This is a genomic window from Streptomyces sp. MB09-01 (assembly GCF_033794505.1).
Classification (GTDB): Bacteria; Actinomycetota; Actinomycetes; order Streptomycetales; family Streptomycetaceae; genus Streptomyces.
The window spans coordinates 23,310-41,388 of record NZ_JARAYQ010000039.1; the positions used below are offsets into that span (position 1 = coordinate 23,310).

Consider the following 18,079-nt stretch of genomic DNA (forward strand, 5'->3'; position numbering starts at 1 on the left):
CTTGGCGTTGGCCGTACCCGATCCTACGATGGACTTTGTCTAAGTCAAGTAAGCATCCAAATTCGCACCGGTTCGGGAGTTACACCGAATCCCCTCGCTGTTAGGCTGATGTCTATGAGTGACCTGCTGGAACGACTCCGCGGACGCGGCTGGCGCATGACGGCGCAGCGGCGTGTCGTGGCCGAGGTGCTCGACGGTGACCACGTGCACCTGACGGCCGACGAGGTGCACGCGCGCGCGGTGGCCAAACTGCCCGAGATCTCGCGGGCGACCGTCTACAACACGCTGGGCGAGCTCGTCACCCTCGGCGAGGTCCTGGAGGTTTCCACGGACCGGCGCGCCAAGCGGTACGACCCGAACGCCCACCGGCCCCACCAGCACCTGGTCTGCGCCCGGTGCGGCGCGATCCGCGACGTCCACCCGGCGGGCAACCCGCTGGCCGACCTGCCGGACACGGAGCGCTTCGGCTTCGTCGTGTCGGCGGTCGAGGTGACCTACCGCGGGGTCTGCCCGAACTGCGCGGCCGCCTGACCCCGGAGACAAGAGAAGGGCCCGGATCCCCACGGGAGTCCGGGCCCTTCTCCTTCCGGCTTCACCCCCGGAAACGACTCAGGGCCCGGATCCATTGGATCCGGGCCCTGGGCCTTCAGTAGCGGGGACAGGATTTGAACCTGCGACCTCTGGGTTATGAGCCCAGCGAGCTACCGAGCTGCTCCACCCCGCGTCGGTAAACCCAACGTTACGTGAGGGCCCCCGGCAGATGCAAATCGGTTAACCGGCCAGCCCGCGGTGCAGGAGAACGGTCAGGGTCTCGACCACTTCGCCGTCCTCGGGCGCCACCCCGCCGGTCATCGCGGCGTACCCGAGCATCGAGCTCATCGCCCCCATCGCCGCGGCGACCAGCTCGGGCTCCCCCGGCAGCTCCCGGCCCTGTTCGCGCATGTACGCGAGGTGTTCGCGCAGCGGGCTGGTGGAGGTCCTGCACGCCGAGGCCGTGCGGGCGGGGGCGCGGATCGAGACGGGCCGGCGGGTGGACCCCCTCGGCCGTGGACGCGGACCTGGTGGTGGCGGACGGCCTCTGGTCGGCGACCCGCTCCGTACTGGACCCGACGGCGCCGGAGGTGCGGTACGCGGGCCTCTACAGCGTTTCGGGCGTCTCGGAGGGACCGGACCTCACGCCGGGCACCTTCCACATGGTCTTCGGCCGCCGGGGCACGTTCCTCTGCGTGCCGGCACCGGACGGCACGGTGTGGTGGTCGGCCCAGGGGCCCTCGCCGGAGTCCCCGGACCCGGCGGCGGTCACCCAGGACCTGCTGGCGGAGCTGTACGGCGGGGAGCGGATGCCGCTCGCCCTCGTCCGGGCGGCCCGAGCCACCACCCGGCTCTACCTCTGACACGGTCCGGCCCCGCCGGGCACATCCAGACCCGCCGGCGTTTGAGGCGCGGGGTCCGGGGCGGAGCCCCGATCTTCGAGCCCCGCCGGCGCTTGAGGCGCGGGTCCGGGCAGAGCCCAGGCCGCGGCGCTGCAGCCACAAGGACGGCGGAGCCCCCGGCCAGGGTCAGGCCGAGAGTTCCTCCGCCAAGGCCTCCCGCAGCCGCGCCGCCCGCTCCGAAACCTCGGCCGGCCCCAGCTCCATGGCCCGCACGCACCACTTCTGCCCCTCGGCCAGGTCCCCGTGCCGGGCCGCCAGCAGCCCCAGCCGCAGCGCCGCACGGCCGTGGCCCGCCACCGCGGCCCGCGTCCACCACAGCGCGGCCTCGGGCTCGCTCCCCTCGCGGGCGAGCAGCAGCCCCAGGTTGAACGCCCCGTTGCGGGACCCGGCCTCGGCCGCCTCCCGGTACCACCGCGCGGCCACCGCCAGGTCACCGCGGGCGGCGGCCAGCATGCCGACCCGCACCTGGGCCCGGCGGTGCCCCAGCTCGGCGGCCCGCTCGTACCACTCCTCGCTCTCGGTGCGCGGAGCGCTGCCCACCGGTTCGCCCAGCGCGACCGGCTCCGGCGGCGGGGCCAGCGATTCCAGCAGCGCGGCCAGCCGGAAGGCGGCCTCCGCGCTGCCGCCGCCCGCCGCGCACCGCAGGTGCCGCTCGGCCGCCCGCTCCTCGCCGTCGCGGACCAGCGCGATGCCGACCTGCAGCGCCGCGTCCGTGTGCCCGGCCGACGCGGCCCGCTCGTACCACTTCAGTGCCGTGCGGTCCTCGTCCCGGCTGGCGAAGAGGATCCCGAGGTTGAACGCCGCGTCGACGCTGCCCGCTTCGGCCGCCTTCGAGAACCACGGCTCCGCGCCCGCCGCGTCCCCGACCTGGAGCAGCATGATGGCCAGTGCGTTGGCCGCCTCACGGTGTCCCGCGTAGGCCGCCCGCCGGTACCACTGCTCGGCCTGCGCGGTCCGGTCCTGTGCGGCGCACAGCAGAGCAAGGTTGTACGCCCCGTTCTGGTCGCCCGCGTCCATGGCGGTCCGGTACCAGCGCTCCGCGGTCTGGGTCTCCCCGCGCGCGGCGTGCAGGGCGCCCAGCGCGTTCGCGGCATTGCCGTCGCCGTCCTGGGCGGCGCGGTGCCACCAGGTCGCCGCGCTCTCCTCGTCCCCGGCGTCGCGCAGCAGGAAGCCGAGCGCGCACGCGGCGCGGGCCTCCCCCTGCTTGGCGGAGGTCAGGTACCAGCGCCCGGCCTCCTTGAGTTCCCCGCGCGCCTCCAACAGGGCGCCCAGGTGCAGGGCCGCGCGCCGGTGCCCGCGCGCGGCGGCCTGCCGGTACCACTGCTCGGCCTCGGTGGGGTCGCCCTTGCGCAGGTGCCGCGCCAGCCGGTACGCGGCTTCGCGGTGCCCCTGTTCGGCGGCGGCGCGGAACCACCGCTCGACGCCCTTGTCGCCGCGGTGCTCGAGCAGGTCGGCCAGCCCGTACGCGCCCAGCGCATGGCCGGATTCCGCCGCCTGCCGCATCCAGTACTCGGCCGCGGGCTCGTCCCCGCGCTCGCGGAAGTGGCGGCCGAGGGCGTGCGCGGCCGGCGCGGATCCGGCCACGGCGGCGACCCGCCACCAGCCCGCGGCCTCTTCGGGGTAGCCGCGCTGGTGCAGGAGCACGCCGAGGTTGTTCGCGGCGGCACGGTCCCCTTCGCCGGTGGCCCCGCGCAGGTACGGCTCGGCCCCGTCGAGGTCGCCGCGGCGCAGCAGCAGCGCACCGAGCACGCTCATGGCGCCGGGGTCGCCCTTGTCGGCGGCCACCCGGTGCCGGGCCTCCAGCTCGGCGTCGCTCGCCGCGTCGGTCTCGGCGAACAGTTCCTGCGCGAAATCCGCATCGGTCAGCGCGGTCTGCGCGTCGGCTACCGGAACCGCCCCCTGGGCCTCTGCGCCCGATTCGGTCTCCGCCCTCACAAACCGCCCTGTCTCCAGCAGAGTTGACCTGTCCCCCATAAATCCCATCGTCGCATCACCTGCTACCCGCGTACACCTGGTATGTCGCAGCCAGTGAGGTCACTACAGCGTTTTGTCGACATGCCCACAGTGGGGTAAGTCAAACACGCTCCTACCCCAACTCACCCGCCTCAGCTAACGCGTGTCCACCCCGGGCATGACGAAGGCCCGGATCCCATGGATCCGGGCCTTCATCTTCAGTAGCGGGGACAGGATTTGAACCTGCGACCTCTGGGTTATGAGCCCAGCGAGCTACCGAGCTGCTCCACCCCGCGTCGGTGAAACCACAGTATCACGACACGGGACGGAGCCATTACCCATTGATCATCAGCCGCCCGGCTGGGGCGCCGTCGTCTTCGCCTCCGCGTCGATCGCCCGCTTCAGCGCCGCCTTGATCTCGTCCTGGGCCTTGCCGAAGGCCGCCCAGTCGCCGGACTGCCTGGCCTTCTCGGCGTCCTCGATGGCCTTCTGCGCGTCGGCGAGTGCCGCCTTGACCGTCGGGTCCTGGACGACCGGGGGCGTGACGGTGCCCTCGCCCGGCGGCTGGACCGGGGGCACCGGCGTGGTCGGGGCCTCGGCCCCGAAGACCACGTTCAGCGCCTTCTCCAGGGTGTCCTCGAAGGCCGTCTGGCCGCCGTAGGTCACCAGCACCTTGCGCAGCAGCGGGTACTTCAGCCCGGAGCTGCGGACGTACACCGGCTCCACGTAGAGCATTCCGCCGTCGAGCGGCACTGCGAGCAGGTTGCCGTACTCGATCTCCGAGTCACCACCGCGCAGCAGGCGGATCGACTCGGCGATCTTCGGTTCGGACTGGAACTTGCTCTGCACCTGGCCGGGGCCGTCCGGCGGCTTGCTGGTCGGCATCTTCAGGATTCTGATCTTGCCGTAGTCCGGGGTGCCCGGATCGGCGTTGACCGCCATGAAGGCACTCAGGTTGGGCCGCTCGTTCGGCGTGAACGTCGTGGTGAGCGAGAAGACCTGGTCCTTCTCCTTCTGGCCCGGCATCTTCATCGACAGGTAGTACGGCGGAACCGCCGTGCCGGCCTTGGTCGTCGGGTCGTCCGGGACCGACCAGGCCTCACTGCCGCTGAGGAAGGTCTGCGGGTCCGTGACGTGGTACCGGGTCAGCAGCTCGCGCTGGACCTTGAAGAGGTCCTGCGGGTAGCGGAGGTGGTCCATGAGCGGCTTGGCGATGTCGCTCTTGGGCTTCACCGTGCCGGGGAACGCCTTCATCCAGGTCTTCAGGACCGGGTCCTCGGTGTCCCACTGGTACAGGTTGACCGAGCCGTCGTACGCGTCGACGGTGGCCTTCACCGAGTTGCGGATGTAGTTGACCTGGTTCTCCTGGGCCACCACCGCGCGCTGGCTGTTGGTCAGCGAGTCGGCGGTGCTCTGGCCCAGCGTGGTGCGCGAGGCGTACGGGTACCCGTTGGTCGTCGTGTAGGCGTCGACGATCCACACGACCCGCTTGCCGATCACGGCCGGGTACGGCGCGCCGTCGATGGTCAGCCACGGGGCGACCGCCTCGACGCGCTGCTTGGGCGTGCGGTTGTAGAGGATCCGCGAGCCTTCGCCGATGGCGCCCGAGTAGAGGATCTGCGGCTCGCTGAAGGAGAGCGCGTAGGCGGCCCGGTTGACCGGGTTGTCCAGGTTGACGCCGGAGTCGCCCTTGTAGCTCGTCTCCTTCTCGCCCTTGTCGTCCGAGTAGTCGAGCTCCTTCTGCGGCCCGCCGACGATCGAGTACTGCTTCGTCTGCTCGCCGTAGTAGATGCGCTGCTCGAAGTCCGTGCCGAACATGCCCTTGGAGGGCAGGTCGGACTGGGTGAAGTCCGGGGCCCCCTGGTCACCGACCGTGGTGCCCTTGGCCGCGACCACGCCGTAGCCGTGGGTGTACTTGAAGTGGTCGTTGATCCAGTTGTTCTTCGGGATGCCGCCGATGTTCAGCTCGCGCAGCCCGATGACCGTGTCCTGGCCGGTGTACCGGTCCACGGCGAGCGTGGACGGGAAGGCGTAGTAGCCCTTGACCTGCTGGAGCTGCTGGAAGGCGGGCGAGACGATGTTCGGGTCCAGGAGCCGGATGCTGGCCGTGGTGTCGGCCTGCGGCCGCAGCTTGGTCCGGTCCGTCGTCTGCGGGGAGCCCGGGTAGTCCGTGACCTCGGAGCCGGCGATCCCGTAGGCGTCGCGCGTGGCCTTGATGTTCTTCTGGACGTACGGCGATTCCTTGGCCTGCTCGTTCGGCTGGACCTGGAACTTCTGCACGATCGCCGGGTACAGCCCGCCGATCAGGATCGCCGAGAGCACCATCAGGCCGAAGCCGATCACGGGCAGCTGCCAGGTGCGGCGCCACAGCGTCGCGAAGAACAGCACGGCGCAGATCGCGGCGATGGCGACGAGGATCGTCTTCGCCGGCAGGTAGGCGTTGGCGTCGACGTACCGCAGGCCGGTCCAGTTGTCAGCGGCCTTGAAGTCGCTGGACTTCACGGCGAGCCCGTACCGGTCGAGCCAGTACGCGACCGCCTTGAGCGTGACGAAGAGGCCGAGCAGCACCGACAGGTGCCCGGTGGCGGCGGCGGTGGCCCGGGCACCCGGGCTGGTCACGCGCAGTCCGCCGTACAGGTAGTGCACGACGGCCGCGGCGATCACCGACAGCACGACGGCGGCGAAGCCGAAGCCGAGCAGGAAGCGGTACCAGGGCAGGTCGAAGGTGTAGAAGGACACGTCCATGTGGAACTGCGGGTCCTTCGTTCCGAAGGTCACCCCGTTCACGTACATGAGCCAGGTCTTCCACTGACCGGCCGCCGAGGCGCCCGCGATCAGCCCGACGAGCACGGCGATGCCGAGGAGCAGCCACTTCTTGTACGGGGCGATGCTCATCCGGTAGCGGTCGAGGCTCTGCTGTTCCATCGACATGGCGCTGAGCGGCGGCCGCAGCCGGTGGGCCAGCCAGATGTTGAACCCGACGGCGCCGGTCATCAGCAGACCGAAGACGGCGAAGAGACCGATCTTCGTCCACAGGGTGGTGGTGAAGACGGTCGAGTACTTCACGGAGCGGAACCAGAGCCAGTCCGTCCAGAACCCCGCGAACATGATGAAGAGCATGGCCAGGACGGCCAGCACGCCCAAGGTCATGAGGAGAGTGCGGGCCCGCCGGGAAGGTCGGCCGACTCTCATCCGTGGCCCGGACGGGCCTCCGCCGCGGTCCGGCATCTGGAAAGCCAAGGTGCGCACCTCGAAAGTCGCTGAGTACTGGTATGGAACGGACCCCCGATCGTAGAGCCCATTCATGCAACTTACTGAGGCTCTGGTCAGTTCCCGGTATGGGAGGGAAAGGAGGCAGGATGTTGTCCATGTCCAACGTTTCGCCTTCCCCCGGCACCCCCATGGCGGCCGGCCCGCTCACCCGCGCCTGTCTCGAGATCGACGAGTACGCGGCCGGCCTCGGCTGGGACAAGCCCGCGCGGCTGTTCGCCCTGGTCGACACCGCCCGGCTCAAGAAGCAGGAGCCCCGGCTCGCGAGCCAGCTCGGCCTCGACCAGGACGACGCCGGCAAGGCCTCCCTCACCCCGATCGAGCAGGACGAGGTCCCGGCCGGGACCCCCCTCGACAAGTTCCTGGGCACCATCGCCTGGCCCGACGCCGTCGTCGGCTGCGCGCTGACGGTGGAGCGGCTGATGCTGCCGCCGTCCGCGGAGGCCTCCGTACCGGAGGGGCTGAGCGACAAGCAGCTGGCCAAGTGGGTCGCCGGTCACCCGGAGCGGCAGGAGGTCCGCCTCACCGTGGCCGTGCTGCGCGACGGCTCGCGCGAGTCGGCCGTACGCCTGCGCGAGAAGGACTCCCCGACCGAGGTCCTCACCGGCGGAGGCCTGGTGCCCGGGCTGGCGGAGGCCCTGGCCGCGACCTTCTCGTAGGACCGCAGGGGGGAGGACCGGTCAGGGCTTGGCGCTGCACTGCGTCAGCCCGGCCGCGTCCCCCTTGCTGATCTTCTCCAGTGCCTTGGTGGCGTCGCCGATCGTGGAGACCTTCACGAGGGTCAGGCCGTCGGGCACGTTGGAGGCCGCGGAGGCGCAGTTCTCGGCGGGCGTCAGGAAGTACTCGGCGCCGGCCTGGCGGGCGCCGATGGTCTTCATCTGGATCCCGCCGATCGGGCCGACCTTGCCCGCGTCGTCGATGGTGCCCGTGCCCGCGACGAACTTTCCGCCGGTCAGGTCCTCCGGGGTCAGCTTGTCGACGATGCCGAGGGCGAACATCAGGCCGGCGCTCGGGCCGCCGACGTCCGCGAGCTTGATGTCGATCGTGAACGGGAAGGTGTGGTCGGATCCGGCCCGGATGCCGACGACGGCGTGACCGTCGCCCTCCGCCTTGCCCGCGTTGATCGTCACCTTCGAGGAACCGGCGGGCTCGTGGTTCGCCTTCGCCGCCTCGGCCGCCTCCGCGGCGGGCACGATGGTGAACTCGACCGGCTCTCCGGGCTTGTGCTTGGTGACGAGCTTCGCCACGTCCTCCGGGGCGGTGACGGGGGAGCCGTCCACGGCCTTGATCACGTCACCGGCGTGCAGCTTGCCCTCGGAGGGGCTGCCCTTGACCACGGAGGCGACGATCACGCGGGCGGTGACCGGGATGCCGAGCTCCTTCAGGGCGGCCACCTTGGCGCTCTGCTGGGACTGGCTGAACTCCTCGGCGTTCTCCTGAGTGGATTCCGCGTCCGTCTTGCCGTCCGGGTAGAGGTTCTCGTGCGGGACGACGATGTTGTCGCCCGCCAGCCACCCGTACACCGCTTCCACCAGGTTCATGTCGTAGTCGGCGCCGGTGACGCGGACCGTCGTCATGTTGAGGTGGCCGCTGGTCGGGTACGTCTTGCGCCCCGAGATGTTGAGTACGGGCGCACCGTGCGAGTCGCCGAGCGTGTTCACGGTCGGGCCGGGGCTCATCTCGGAATACGGGACCTTGATGAACACACCTGCGCAGAGCAGCGCGAACAGCACGAGGGTGGAAGCGAGCATCGTCGCAGTGCGGCGTGGCATGGATCCGACAGTACGGGACGGCCCCGGCGGGTGGCCCTCGGGGCCGGTCCGTAAGGGGTCCGTACGCGAAACTCTCAGGGGATTCTCAGCGGGGCCCGGTCAGACGGCGTCGGAACCGGAATGGGCCTCTGCCTTCGCCCTGGCCTGATCGGCGTTCCCCATGGCCTCGCGGAACCGCGCGTAGCCCGCGAGCTCGGATATGTCACCTTGTGTGCGGTCGCGTGCCGCCCAGCTGCCCCATATCGCCGCACCTATCGCGGCGAACAGCGGAATCAGCAACCACGCCAAAGACGCCATGGGCGTGCCTCCCTACCCCGAACTACGTTCCGTTGGTGGCTTCAACGCTCGTGCCCGTGGGGGGGTTACGCAAATCGAGGGCGTGTTGCGCGGCCGAACGGGTGCGAGGCTACCCCTTCGCGGGGGCCGCTCCACGACCGGGGGGTCAGCAGGCGCCGACCCACTCCTCGGTGCCGTCGGCGAAGGTCCCCTCCTTCACTGCCGCCCTCGCACCACTCGGCGCCGGAGCGCCTCACAGGCTTCGGACTCCTGCGCCGGACTCCGTCCGTCGTACCGTCCCGGCGCGCTCCCCCTAGCAGGCGCCGACCCACTCCTCGGTGCCGTCGGCGAAGGTCTGGTGCTTCCAGATCGGGACCTCGTGCTTGAGGTCGTCTATGAGCATCCGGCAGGCGTCGAAGGCCTCGCCGCGGTGCGGGCAGGAGACGGCGACGACGACGGCCAGGTCGCCGACGGCGAGGTCGCCCACGCGGTGCACGGCGGCCAGGGCGCGGACGGGGAACTTGGCCACGACGCGCTCGGCGACCCGGCGCATCTCGGCCTCGGCCGTCGGGTGGCAGGAGTAGCCGAGCGAATCGACGTCCGCCCCGCTGTCGTGGTTGCGCACCGTGCCGACGAAGAGCGTCGTCCCTCCCGTCGCGTCGTCGCCGACGGCCTGGAAGACCTCGTCGATCGAGAGCGGGGTTTCACGGATCTCGAGCAGCCGGATGGGGTCCTGAGCGGCCTGCTCGCCGGGGTGGTCGAAGTGCGGTGCCATGCCTTCATCGTGCCCTAGTGGGTGACGGGGCGAAATAGCAGTTTCGCCCGTGCCGGACCCGAGCCCTTGGGAGCCTCCTACCAATCCGGCCCCGCCGGCGTTCGAGGCGCGGGGGCCGGGGCGGAGCCCCGATCCTCGCACCACAGGGGCCCTGCGGGTCGGGCAGGCGGCCCGACCCGCAGGGTCAGATCCCGCGCCGCTTCCGCGCCAGGCGGACGGCGGCGGCCGCGCCCAGCAGCGCCACCGTCGCACCCGCCGCACCGGCGGCCGTGGCGGCGTCCCTGCGGCCCAGCCGCCGGCCCGCGACCGTGTGGCGCCCCGAAACCTCCTGGAGGAGCTCGGCGAGCACCTCCTCGTTGGTCCAGCGGGGCCGCCACCCCGCCGCGTGCAGCCCGCTGACGCTGACCACCCAGGGGTGCATCGTGTACGCGAGGTCACCGGCCGGGGACGGGGTGAGGCCGATCCGGTGCAGCCTGGCCGCCGCGCCCAGCGCGACCGCCGAGGGGAGCTCCATGCGGCGGATGCCGCTCAGCTCCTCGACCTCTTCCTGCTCCAGCCACCCCTCGCAGCCCACGGCCAGCTCGCCCTCGACCTTTTCCAGGGCCGCGTACTCCAGGGCGCTGACCAGGTCCTCCACGTGGCAGAACTGCCACGTCGGGCGGGATCCCGCCACCACGAGCAGCCGCGGGGACTCGAAGTAGCGGGTCAGGGCGGTGTCGGTGCCGCCGACCAGGACCGCCGGCCGGATCACGGTGACGTTCAGGCCCGGGTGCGCGCGCGGGGCCCTGCGGCCGAGGCGCTCGATCTCCAGCAGGTCGCCGACGCCGGTGGCCTCCGCGGTCGCCCGCAGCTCGGAGTCCTCCGACAGCGGGATGTCGTTGTCCGGCAGGGCCCCGTAGACCATCGCCGAGGTGCAGAGCACGACCCGGTGCACACCGGCCGCGGCGGCGGCGGTGAGGACGGTCTGGGTCCCGCGCACGTTGTACGCCGTACGGGCCGCGGGGTCCGTCTCGAGGTCGAGGTCGAGTGCGAGGTGGACGACGACGTCCGCGCCGCGCAGCTTCTCGGCGATCGCGGGGTCCCGTACGTCCAGGATGTGCCACTGCGCGGCCGCGCAGTCGCCCCGCCGCTCGTCGATGGCGACGACCTGCTTGACCTCGTCGGAGGCGGCCAGCCGGCTCACCAGGGCCGCGCCGACCCCCGACGCGGCGCCGGTCACGGCGATCACGGGACCTCGCACGGCCGGGTTTCGCGGCTGGCGAACGCCCTGGGCGCTGCCGCCGTGCTCAGGGCGGTCTTCGTCGTCGTTCATCGCGCGAAACTGCGGATCTGGGGAACTCACCGGGCGTCTCCAGCGGTTGTCTTCAGTAGGGACGCGCCGTGACGCGTACCCACCAGGTGATGTCCATCCTGCCGCAGCCCAGGAGTCGGCGGAGCACCGAGCCCGTATGCGGCCCAGGTGTCTACGCTGGGTGGTGTTGTCGGACCATTGCCCGTCGGCACCCGCCGGCGGCCCTACGAGCCGAGGAAACCCGTGAGCGACACCCCATTCGGATTCGGCCTTCCGCCGGAGGAGCCGGAGAACGGCGACGAAGGCAAGAAGAAGGGCAGTGAGGGCGGTCAGGGCGGCCCGAATCCGTTCGGGTTCCCCGGCATGGGCCTGCCGGGCGGCGCGGGCGGTGCCGGTGGCGCGGACAATCCGTTCGCCGCGATGTTCGGCGCGATGAACCCGAACGACCTCGGTGCGGCCTTCCAGCAGCTCGGCCAGATGCTGAGCTACGAGGGCGGTCCCGTGAACTGGGACATGGCCAAGGACATCGCCCGCCAGACCGTCGCGCAGGGCACCGCGGACGGCGTGAAGGACACGAGCGTCGGCATCGCCGAGAAGTCGGCCGTCGAGGAAGCCGTGCGCCTCGCCGACCACTGGCTGGACGGCGTGACCTCGCTGCCCTCGGGCGCCACCACCTCCGTGGCGTGGAGCCGCGCCGAGTGGGTCGAGGCGACCCTTCCGGTGTGGAAGGAGCTCGTGGACCCGGTCGCCGAGCGCGTCGGCGCGGCCATGGGCAGCGTCCTGCCCGAGGAGATGCAGGCCATGGCGGGCCCGCTGCTCGGGATGATGCGCTCCATGGGCGGGGCCATGTTCGGCCAGCAGATCGGCCAGGCCGTGGGCACGCTCGCGGGCGAGGTCGTCGGCTCGACCGACATCGGCCTGCCGCTGGGCCCGGCCGGCAAGGCCGCGCTGCTGCCGCTGAACATCGAGGCCTTCGGCAAGGACCTGAGCGTCCCCTCGGACGAGGTACGGCTGTACCTGGCCCTGCGCGAGGCGGCGCACGCCCGGCTCTTCGCGCACGTGCCGTGGCTGCGCTCGCACCTGTTCGGCGCGGTCGAGGGCTACGCCCGGGGCATCAAGGTCGACACCTCGAAGCTGGAGGACGTGGTCGGCCAGCTCGACCCGTCGAACCCGGAGCAGCTGCAGGAAGCGCTGCAGGGAGGCATGTTCCAGCCGCAGGACACGCCCGAGCAGAAGGCCGCCCTGGCCCGTCTGGAGACGGCGCTCGCGCTGGTCGAGGGCTGGGTCGACGCGGTGGTGCACGAGGCGGCCAAGCCCCGGCTGACCTCGGCCGACGCGATGCGCGAGACCATGCGCCGGCGGCGCGCCTCGGGCGGCCCGGCGGAGCAGACCTTCGCGACGCTGATCGGCCTGGAGCTGCGCCCGCGCCGGCTGCGCGACGCCTCCCGGCTGTGGGCCTCGCTCACGGACGCGCGCGGTGTGGACGGCCGCGACGGGCTGTGGGAGCACCCGGACATGCTGCCGACGGCCTCCGACCTGGACGACCCGGACGGCTTCGTGCACCGCGAGCAGCTGGACTTCTCCGAGATCGACAAGATGCTCGGCGAGGCCGCCGAGCAGCGCGACCAGCGTGACCGGCGCGACGAGGACGGCGACGAGAAGAAGTGAGCCTGCACGACGACGCGGTCCTCGTCCTGAAGCGCTACGAGGGCCAGCCCGAGCTGCGTGACGTCTATCTGGATCACCTCGCCGCCCATCCGGACGGGGTGTACAAGCCGTGCACGGCCGGGCACATCACCGGCAGCGCGCTGGTGATCGACCCCGTCGGGGAGCGCGTACTGCTGACCCTGCACAAGAAGCTGGGCATGTGGCTGCAGATGGGCGGCCACTGCGAGCCCGGCGACGACACCCTCGAGGCGGCGGCGCTGCGCGAGGCCCGTGAGGAGTCGGGCATCACGGCCGGGCTGAACCTGCTGCCCGGCGGCCCGGTCCGCCTGGACCGGCATCCGATCCCGGCGCCGTGCCACTGGCACCTGGACGTGCAGTACGCGGCGCTGGCTCCGGCCGGCGCGATGGCGGAGATCAGCGAGGAGTCACTGGACCTGCGCTGGTTCCCGTACACGGAGGTGGCGGCGGTGGCCGACACCTCGGTGGTACGGCTGCTGGAGGCGACCTTGGCGCGGCTCGGGGGCTGATCCCGGGCACGGCGAAAGGGGCGGTCCCCGGCGGGGCCGCCCCTTTCGCCCGTCCGGGATCAGTTCCAGGCGTTGTTCTGGTTCTGCGCGTGGGAGCCGTGCTGGCCCACGCCGAACTGGGCCGCGACGCCCTGGCCGAGCTGGGCGTTCTGCGGCGGCAGCACCTCGCTGGGCTGCACCAGCGCGAAGCCGGTGCCGAGGAAGCTGAGCTCCCAGCCCTCGCCGGTGTTGCCGCGCCGCCGCCAGACTCCGCTGGAATGCGTCTGGGCCTGCATCTGCACCCGGAGCGAGGTCGACCAGGCGACGATCGCGTCCGCGTCGACGTTGACGTACTTGTCGGGCGTGACGTGCATCATCAACGGCTGCCCGGAGGTCATCAGCGCGACCTTGCCGCGGCCGGTGATGTTGAGCTGGTACTTGCCGGATCCGGAGATTCCGTACTGGCTGTCCACCGCGATGACCTCGGTGTGCAGGGTGGAGTCCAGTGCCAGGACGTAGCTGCTGTCGACCGTGAGGCCTTCCTGGTCCACGTCCACGACGTGCACGTACTGGGCCAGGTTGGCCAGGTAGACCGTGCCCTGCCCGGAGCAGCGCATGAGGTCCAGGCCCTCGCCGGTGCGGCGGCGGGCACCCCGCTGACCGGTGCTCTGGTACTCACCGTCGAAGTCGATGAGGCCCTGGTAGGCGACCATCGCGCCCTTGCGGGCGAGTACGTCGTCGGAGCCGGTCAGCGAGACCCGCAGCAGCTGCGGGTTCTGGATGGCGTACCGGTCCTGGGACTGGGCCTCGGCGTGGGCGAAAAGTGCGCTCTGCATGATGTGTCCGCTCCCCCTCAGCCCCGGACCCGGAGCCGGTCGGTGCTGTCCTCGCTGGGCTGTACGACGACGATGCCCTGGCCGGAGAAGGCCATCTGGTAGGCCTCCCCGCTGCCCCGGCCGATCATCGACGAGGCCTTGAAGCTGCGCTTGCCCTTGACCTTGAGATTCGGCGACCAGGCGACGAGCGCGTCCGGGTCGACGTACGTCTCGTCCTCGCCGCGGCCGCAGTCGACCACGATCGGGGTGCCGCGGGAGGTCAGGGCGACCCACCCGGTGCCCGCGATCTCCACGTTGAACAGGCCCTGGCCGGCGAACTTGGCGAGACCCTTCACCCGCTCGACGCCCCACTGGAGATGCGCGTCGAAGGCGAGCAGGTTGGTGCCGTTGACCGAGAGCGAGTCGTTGTTGAGGTTGATGACGACGACGTCGGCGCCGTAGTCGGCGAGGTAGAGCAGGCCGTCGCCGGTGCACTTCATCAGCGGTGCGCCCTCACCGGTGATCCACTGCGAGGCCATCTGGCGGACGGCCGGCGGGTTGGGCTCGTACTGCACGAAGCCCTCGTAGGCGACCATCGAGCCGGTGCGGGCGAAGAGGTCCTGGCCGCTCTGCATGGCGACCTTGAGCATGGCCCGGCCGTGGTTCTCCATGCGGGCCGTGACGGGGGTCGGGGCGAAGCCCGCGAGCTGCTGGTTCATTGCGTTCATGTCGGGCTCCCTCAGACCTCGTACGGCTGGACGACGATGAAGTTGCCGGGAGCGCCGCGGAACTGGAGGTTCACGGTCTCCCCGCTGTGGCCGGGGTAGGCGTTGCGCCGCAGCCGGACCTGGCTGGAAAGGATCACCTGCGAGGCGGAGGACCACGCGACGATGGCGTTGCTGTCCGCGAAGGTGGTCGGGGTGACGGGCAGGACCACCGGGACGCCGTGCGTCTTGACGATCACCGTGCCCGTGCCCTGGAACTGCATGGTGAACAGGGCGCCGCCCGGGATGCCGTGGCCCTCGATGCGGCGGACCTCGTGCTGGAGCGACTCGTCGAAGGCGAGGACGGCGTCGGCGGAGACGCAGATCCCGTCGCCCTGGAGCTCGATGGCGTGGAGGTGGGCGCCGTTCTCCGCAAGGAAGACCTGGCCGCGGCCGGTGCAGCGCATGAGCTGCATCTCCTGGCCGGTGGCGTTGCCGACGATGCGGCCGGCGAAGCCCGCGCCCTTGTAGCTGAAGTCGACCTTGCCCTGGTACAGGACCATGCTGCCTTGGCGGGCGAGGACGGCCTGGCCGCCCATCGCCAGGTCGACGCGCATGAGCTGCGCGTTCTGCGGGGTCCAGCGGGTGCCCGTGGGGGCTTCCTTGTAGGGCTGGAGCGCGGCGGCGAGCCCGGCCCCGACGGGGGCGGCGGCCTGGGGCGCGTAGCCGGGCTGCTGGCCCGGCACCTGTCCGGGGACCTGGCCCGGGACCTGCCCGTAGCCCGGCTGCTGCCCGTAGGACGCAGGGGCGGGCGGCGGGACCTGGCCCGGGTACTGGCCGGGGGCCTGCCCGGGGACCTGGCCGTACGAGGGCTGCTGCGGCTGCCCGTAGGGCGCGGGGGCCTGCGGTGCGAGCGGCGCGGCCACGGTGGGCGCGGCGTGCACCGGGGCCGCGGCGGCGGGCTGCTGGTACTGCGGCTGCGGGGCCGCGGCGGGCGCGGGCGCGCCGAAGGACGGCGCGGGCGCGGCGGCCGGGGCGGGCGCCGGAGCGCCGAAGACCGGGGCCGGCGCGGCCCCCTGCGGCGGCGGGGCGAATCCGGGCGCGGCTGCGGCGGGCGCCTGCTGCTGCGGCTGCGACTGCGGCTCCTCGGCGACCTCGCCGCCGAAGTTCCTCAGCAGCGCGTCGAGCCCGCCGTCGAAGCCCTGGCCGACGGCGGCGAAGCGCCACACGTCCTTGAGGTAGAAGTCGCCGAGCATCACGGCCCGCTCGGTGGTGAACTCCGAGCCGGTGAAGGCGTACCGGACGACCTCTTCGCCGCCGGCCACGATGCGGATGTAGCCCGGGCCGACCTGCGACATCTGGCCGGCACCGTCGATCGTGGCGGTGAAGGAGAGCTTGTGGATGGACGCCGGAATGCGATCCAGGGTCACCCGGAAGGATTCGGTGTCACCGGACTGCGCGCCGAGTTGCTGAATGGACTCTTCCGGCGACTTCGGCTGGTTGAAGAAGACGAAGTAGCGGTCGTCCGACAGCTGCTCATTGGCGTCGAGCCCGAAACAGCTGATGTCGAAGGTGAGTCCGGGCCCGGCGATCTGGACGCCTACGTACAGATCGGTGCCCGCCGTGAGATCACTGATCTTGGCCTTGTGGCCGCGTTGGAATTCCCTGGCCATACGTAACGACCGTCCCCCATCCCGACTGTGAATGCGTGCCGCTCAGGCTAACGGCAACTGCCGACATCCGGCCAAGTCGGTACCGACCCGGTACATATCACGCTGTGTGACACGGCGGCCGGTACGGGGCCTTCCTGCTCATTCCTCGCGGGCGGCCGGGACCTTCGGAAGGCGTTCGGCCGCCACCACTCCCTCCAGGTACCCGCGGGCCCGCTCGGTGCGCGGGTACGCCTCCAGCAGTTCCCAGAAGCGCGGCCCGTGGCCGGGCACGAGGAGGTGGGCCAGTTCGTGCAGGAGCACGTAGTCGACGACGTACTCCGGCATGCCCTGGATGCGGTGCGAGAGCCGGATGCTGCCTTCGGCCGGGGTGCAGGAGCCCCAGCGGGTGTTCTGGTTGGTGACCCAGCGGACCGAGCGGGGGCGCGCGCGGCCGCCGAAGTACTGCTCGGACAGACGCTCGGCGCGCTCGGTGAGTTCCGCGTCCCCGAGGGTGCGTTTGCTCTCCTGGGCGGCCAGCTTGTCGAGCATGACGCCCACCCAGCGCTGCTCCTCCGCCTCGGACATCCGGGCAGGGATGAGGACGACCGTACGGTCACCCTCGCGATAGGCGGATACGGTCCTGCGGCGGCGCGCGCTCCGGCGGACTTCGACGGCGCGCTGCGGTGGGTCGGCGGACACGCGACGACGGTACCCGGTGGCGGTGGCCGAAGTCCCGCTCGTCCGCGGTTCGAACGTGAGCGATGCGCAGTCGATATCGGGAACGGCATTTCCCTTCATCTCATATGCCTAATACCCCTCGCCTGTGGACAATTTCGCGCACGCATTCCGGGGGACGGGCACTGTTGCGGAAGAGCGAAAAGGGGCGGCGCACGTCCGCACGGGAAATCGAGGGGGACCGGACATGTATCCGAAGGTGAAGCCCGCGCTGGCGCGGGCCTGGCGGGACCGGGAGACGGTGCAGTTCGGGGTGACCCCCGCCCATGCGGTGGTGCTCGGGCCGGTGGACACGGCGACCGGAACGTTCATCGACCGGATCGACGGCACACGGGGGATGGAGCTGCTGCGGGCCGAGGCCACGGGCATGGGGCTCCCGGACGGCCAGGCCGACGCACTCGTCAGGCGGCTGGCGGGAGCCGGTCTGCTCGACGACGCCACCGCGGGAGGTCCGCGGGCCCAGGCCGTGCGCAGGCATCCGGAGGCCCTGGAGCGGCTGGGGCCCGATCTGGGCTCGCTCTCCCTGGTGCACCGGGAGCCGGGCGGGGACTTGCGGGGTGTCGCCGCGCGCCGGGCGATACGGGTCCGGGTGCGCGGGAGCGGCCGGGTGGGCGCCGTGATCGCGGCGGTCCTGGCGGGAGCCGGTGTGGGCCGGGTCGAGGTGCTCGACGGGGGCCGGGTGGAGCCGGCGGACGTGGCGCCGGGAGGTCTGGATCCCGGGAGCGTGGGCCGGCTGCGGGCGGAGGCCGCGGGGAAGCTGGTGCGCGAATCGGCTCCGGGGCGCGCCCCGCGGGCCGGGGAGGAGGAGGGCTCGGAGCCGCGGCTGGCGTTGGTGGTGGTCGCGCCCCGGGACGGGCTGCACGCCTGGGCCCCTGATCCGGGCACCGCGGCCGACTGGGTCGCCACGGGCATCCCGCACCTGTACGCGGGGGTGTTGGAGGGGACGGGGCTGGTGGGTCCGCTGGTCCTGCCGGGGGTGACGGGCTGCGCGGGGTGCATGGAGCGCGACCGGGTGGACCGGGACGCGGCCTGGCCCCGGATGCTGGTCCAGTGGCGCTCGGCCCACCGCCGCCGGGCGAGCGCCGCCTGCGACCTGGGCCTGTCCACGGCGGTGGCCGGCTTCGCCGCGGCCCACGCGCTCTCCTTCCTCGACGGTGAACTGCCCGCGTCCACCGCCGCCCGCTGGGAAGCCGCCCTCCCCACCCTCCACTGGCAGCCCACCCCGGTCC

17 protein-coding genes and 2 tRNA genes are annotated in these 18,079 nt (G+C 71.7%); 6 read left to right on the plus strand and 13 right to left on the minus strand.

Annotated elements, in window-relative coordinates; genetic code table 11:
* Positions 1 to 114: 114 nt before the first annotated feature.
* Positions 115 to 531 (plus strand): Fur family transcriptional regulator, encoded by a 417-nt coding sequence (locus PV721_RS11570; protein ID WP_319723021.1) that lies wholly within the window; start codon positions 115 to 117, stop codon positions 529 to 531.
* Positions 532 to 650: 119 nt separating this feature from the next.
* Here PV721_RS11570 and PV721_RS11575 read toward each other — a convergent pair.
* Together PV721_RS11575 and PV721_RS11580 are read right to left on the minus strand one after the other, a co-directional pair.
* Positions 651 to 724: transfer RNA gene (locus tag PV721_RS11575), tRNA-Met, on the minus strand.
* Positions 725 to 771: 47 nt separating this feature from the next.
* On the minus strand, positions 772 to 942 hold the full coding sequence (locus PV721_RS11580; protein WP_319723023.1) for a hypothetical protein: 171 nt from the start codon (positions 940 to 942) through the stop codon (positions 772 to 774).
* A 104-nt stretch (positions 943 to 1,046) separates the two neighbouring features.
* On the opposite strand from PV721_RS11580, the gene PV721_RS11585 reads away from it, so the two are divergent.
* Positions 1,047 to 1,394 carry a hypothetical protein gene (locus PV721_RS11585; protein WP_319723025.1) on the plus strand — a complete coding sequence of 116 codons (348 nt, stop codon included), beginning with the start codon at positions 1,047 to 1,049 and terminating at the stop codon, positions 1,392 to 1,394.
* A gap of 165 nt (positions 1,395 to 1,559) precedes the next feature.
* On the opposite strand, the gene PV721_RS11590 is transcribed toward PV721_RS11585, so the two are convergent.
* From PV721_RS11590 to PV721_RS11600, 3 genes are all read right to left on the minus strand, one after another.
* Positions 1,560 to 3,416: a tetratricopeptide repeat protein gene (locus tag PV721_RS11590; RefSeq protein WP_319723027.1), complete on the minus strand. Its 1,857-nt coding sequence runs from the start codon at positions 3,414 to 3,416 to the stop codon at positions 1,560 to 1,562.
* A 192-nt stretch (positions 3,417 to 3,608) separates the two neighbouring features.
* Positions 3,609 to 3,682, minus strand: a tRNA-Met gene (locus PV721_RS11595).
* Between the two features lie 52 nt (positions 3,683 to 3,734).
* Entirely contained in the window at positions 3,735 to 6,614 is a 2,880-nt protein-coding gene (locus PV721_RS11600; RefSeq protein ID WP_319723047.1) for a UPF0182 family protein, read from the minus strand.
* A 131-nt stretch (positions 6,615 to 6,745) separates the two neighbouring features.
* On the opposite strand from PV721_RS11600, the gene PV721_RS11605 reads away from it, so the two are divergent.
* Complete coding sequence (locus PV721_RS11605) at positions 6,746 to 7,315, plus strand: PPA1309 family protein (RefSeq protein ID WP_319723029.1); 570 nt, start codon at positions 6,746 to 6,748, stop codon at positions 7,313 to 7,315.
* 21 nt (positions 7,316 to 7,336) lie between these two features.
* Here the strand turns inward: PV721_RS11605 and PV721_RS11610 are convergent, their stop codons facing one another.
* The 4 genes from PV721_RS11610 to PV721_RS11625 all read right to left on the minus strand — a co-directional run bounded on the left by PV721_RS11610 (position 7,337) and on the right by PV721_RS11625 (position 10,821).
* Complete coding sequence (locus tag PV721_RS11610; protein WP_319723030.1) at positions 7,337 to 8,428, minus strand: PDZ domain-containing protein; 1,092 nt, start codon at positions 8,426 to 8,428, stop codon at positions 7,337 to 7,339.
* 99 nt (positions 8,429 to 8,527) lie between these two features.
* Entirely contained in the window at positions 8,528 to 8,725 is a 198-nt protein-coding gene (locus PV721_RS11615; RefSeq protein ID WP_319723032.1) for a hypothetical protein, read from the minus strand.
* A 292-nt stretch (positions 8,726 to 9,017) separates the two neighbouring features.
* Positions 9,018 to 9,479 (minus strand): molybdenum cofactor biosynthesis protein MoaE, encoded by a 462-nt coding sequence (locus PV721_RS11620; RefSeq protein WP_319723034.1) that lies wholly within the window; start codon positions 9,477 to 9,479, stop codon positions 9,018 to 9,020.
* 184 nt (positions 9,480 to 9,663) lie between these two features.
* The gene (locus PV721_RS11625) at positions 9,664 to 10,821 is read right to left on the minus strand and encodes an SDR family oxidoreductase (protein WP_319723036.1); all 1,158 of its coding nucleotides are present in this window, start codon (positions 10,819 to 10,821) and stop codon (positions 9,664 to 9,666) included.
* 192 nt (positions 10,822 to 11,013) lie between these two features.
* On the opposite strand from PV721_RS11625, the gene PV721_RS11630 reads away from it, so the two are divergent.
* Positions 11,014 to 12,438, plus strand: a complete 1,425-nt coding sequence (locus PV721_RS11630; RefSeq protein WP_319723038.1) for a zinc-dependent metalloprotease — start codon at positions 11,014 to 11,016, stop codon at positions 12,436 to 12,438.
* Positions 12,435 to 12,965, plus strand: coding sequence for an NUDIX hydrolase (locus PV721_RS11635; RefSeq protein ID WP_319723040.1), 531 nt, complete (start codon positions 12,435 to 12,437; stop codon positions 12,963 to 12,965). Before PV721_RS11630 ends, PV721_RS11635 begins: the two co-directional genes overlap by 4 nt.
* 59 nt (positions 12,966 to 13,024) lie before the next feature.
* On the opposite strand, the gene PV721_RS11640 is transcribed toward PV721_RS11635, so the two are convergent.
* From PV721_RS11640 to PV721_RS11655, 4 genes are all read right to left on the minus strand, one after another.
* Positions 13,025 to 13,780, minus strand: a complete 756-nt coding sequence (locus PV721_RS11640) for an AIM24 family protein (protein ID WP_319723041.1) — start codon at positions 13,778 to 13,780, stop codon at positions 13,025 to 13,027.
* 17 nt (positions 13,781 to 13,797) lie between these two features.
* Entirely contained in the window at positions 13,798 to 14,478 is a 681-nt protein-coding gene (locus PV721_RS11645) for an AIM24 family protein (protein WP_319723050.1), read from the minus strand.
* Between the two features lie 20 nt (positions 14,479 to 14,498).
* On the minus strand, positions 14,499 to 16,136 hold the full coding sequence (locus PV721_RS11650) for a TerD family protein (protein ID WP_319723042.1): 1,638 nt from the start codon (positions 16,134 to 16,136) through the stop codon (positions 14,499 to 14,501).
* A 138-nt stretch (positions 16,137 to 16,274) separates the two neighbouring features.
* Positions 16,275 to 16,913, minus strand: coding sequence for a M48 family metallopeptidase (locus tag PV721_RS11655; RefSeq protein ID WP_416371077.1), 639 nt, complete (start codon positions 16,911 to 16,913; stop codon positions 16,275 to 16,277).
* A gap of 124 nt (positions 16,914 to 17,037) precedes the next feature.
* Between PV721_RS11655 and PV721_RS11660 the strand changes: the two genes are divergently transcribed.
* Positions 17,038 to 18,079 (plus strand): ThiF family adenylyltransferase (locus PV721_RS11660; protein WP_319723044.1); only part of this gene is annotated, 1,042 nt, incomplete at its 3' end.

Excerpts from the sequence above, each read along its gene's own strand:
- PV721_RS11600 (WP_319723047.1), bottom strand. The coding sequence starts at position 6,614 with ATGCCGGACCGCGGCGGAGGCCCGTCCGGGCCACGGATGAGAGTCGGC.
- PV721_RS11610 (WP_319723030.1), bottom strand. The coding sequence starts at position 8,428 with ATGCCACGCCGCACTGCGACGATGCTCGCTTCCACCCTCGTGCTGTTC.
- PV721_RS11655 (WP_416371077.1), bottom strand. The coding sequence starts at position 16,913 with ATGAAGGGAAATGCCGTTCCCGATATCGACTGCGCATCGCTCACGTTC.
- PV721_RS11590 (WP_319723027.1), bottom strand. The coding sequence starts at position 3,416 with ATGGGATTTATGGGGGACAGGTCAACTCTGCTGGAGACAGGGCGGTTT.
- PV721_RS11640 (WP_319723041.1), bottom strand. The coding sequence starts at position 13,780 with ATGCAGAGCGCACTTTTCGCCCACGCCGAGGCCCAGTCCCAGGACCGG.
- PV721_RS11620 (WP_319723034.1), bottom strand. The coding sequence starts at position 9,479 with ATGGCACCGCACTTCGACCACCCCGGCGAGCAGGCCGCTCAGGACCCC.
- PV721_RS11580 (WP_319723023.1), bottom strand. The coding sequence starts at position 942 with ATGCGCGAACAGGGCCGGGAGCTGCCGGGGGAGCCCGAGCTGGTCGCC.
- PV721_RS11570 (WP_319723021.1), top strand. The coding sequence starts at position 115 with ATGAGTGACCTGCTGGAACGACTCCGCGGACGCGGCTGGCGCATGACG.
- PV721_RS11645 (WP_319723050.1), bottom strand. The coding sequence starts at position 14,478 with ATGAACCAGCAGCTCGCGGGCTTCGCCCCGACCCCCGTCACGGCCCGC.
- PV721_RS11605 (WP_319723029.1), top strand. The coding sequence starts at position 6,746 with ATGTTGTCCATGTCCAACGTTTCGCCTTCCCCCGGCACCCCCATGGCG.
- PV721_RS11650 (WP_319723042.1), bottom strand. The coding sequence starts at position 16,136 with ATGGCCAGGGAATTCCAACGCGGCCACAAGGCCAAGATCAGTGATCTC.
- PV721_RS11615 (WP_319723032.1), bottom strand. The coding sequence starts at position 8,725 with ATGGCGTCTTTGGCGTGGTTGCTGATTCCGCTGTTCGCCGCGATAGGT.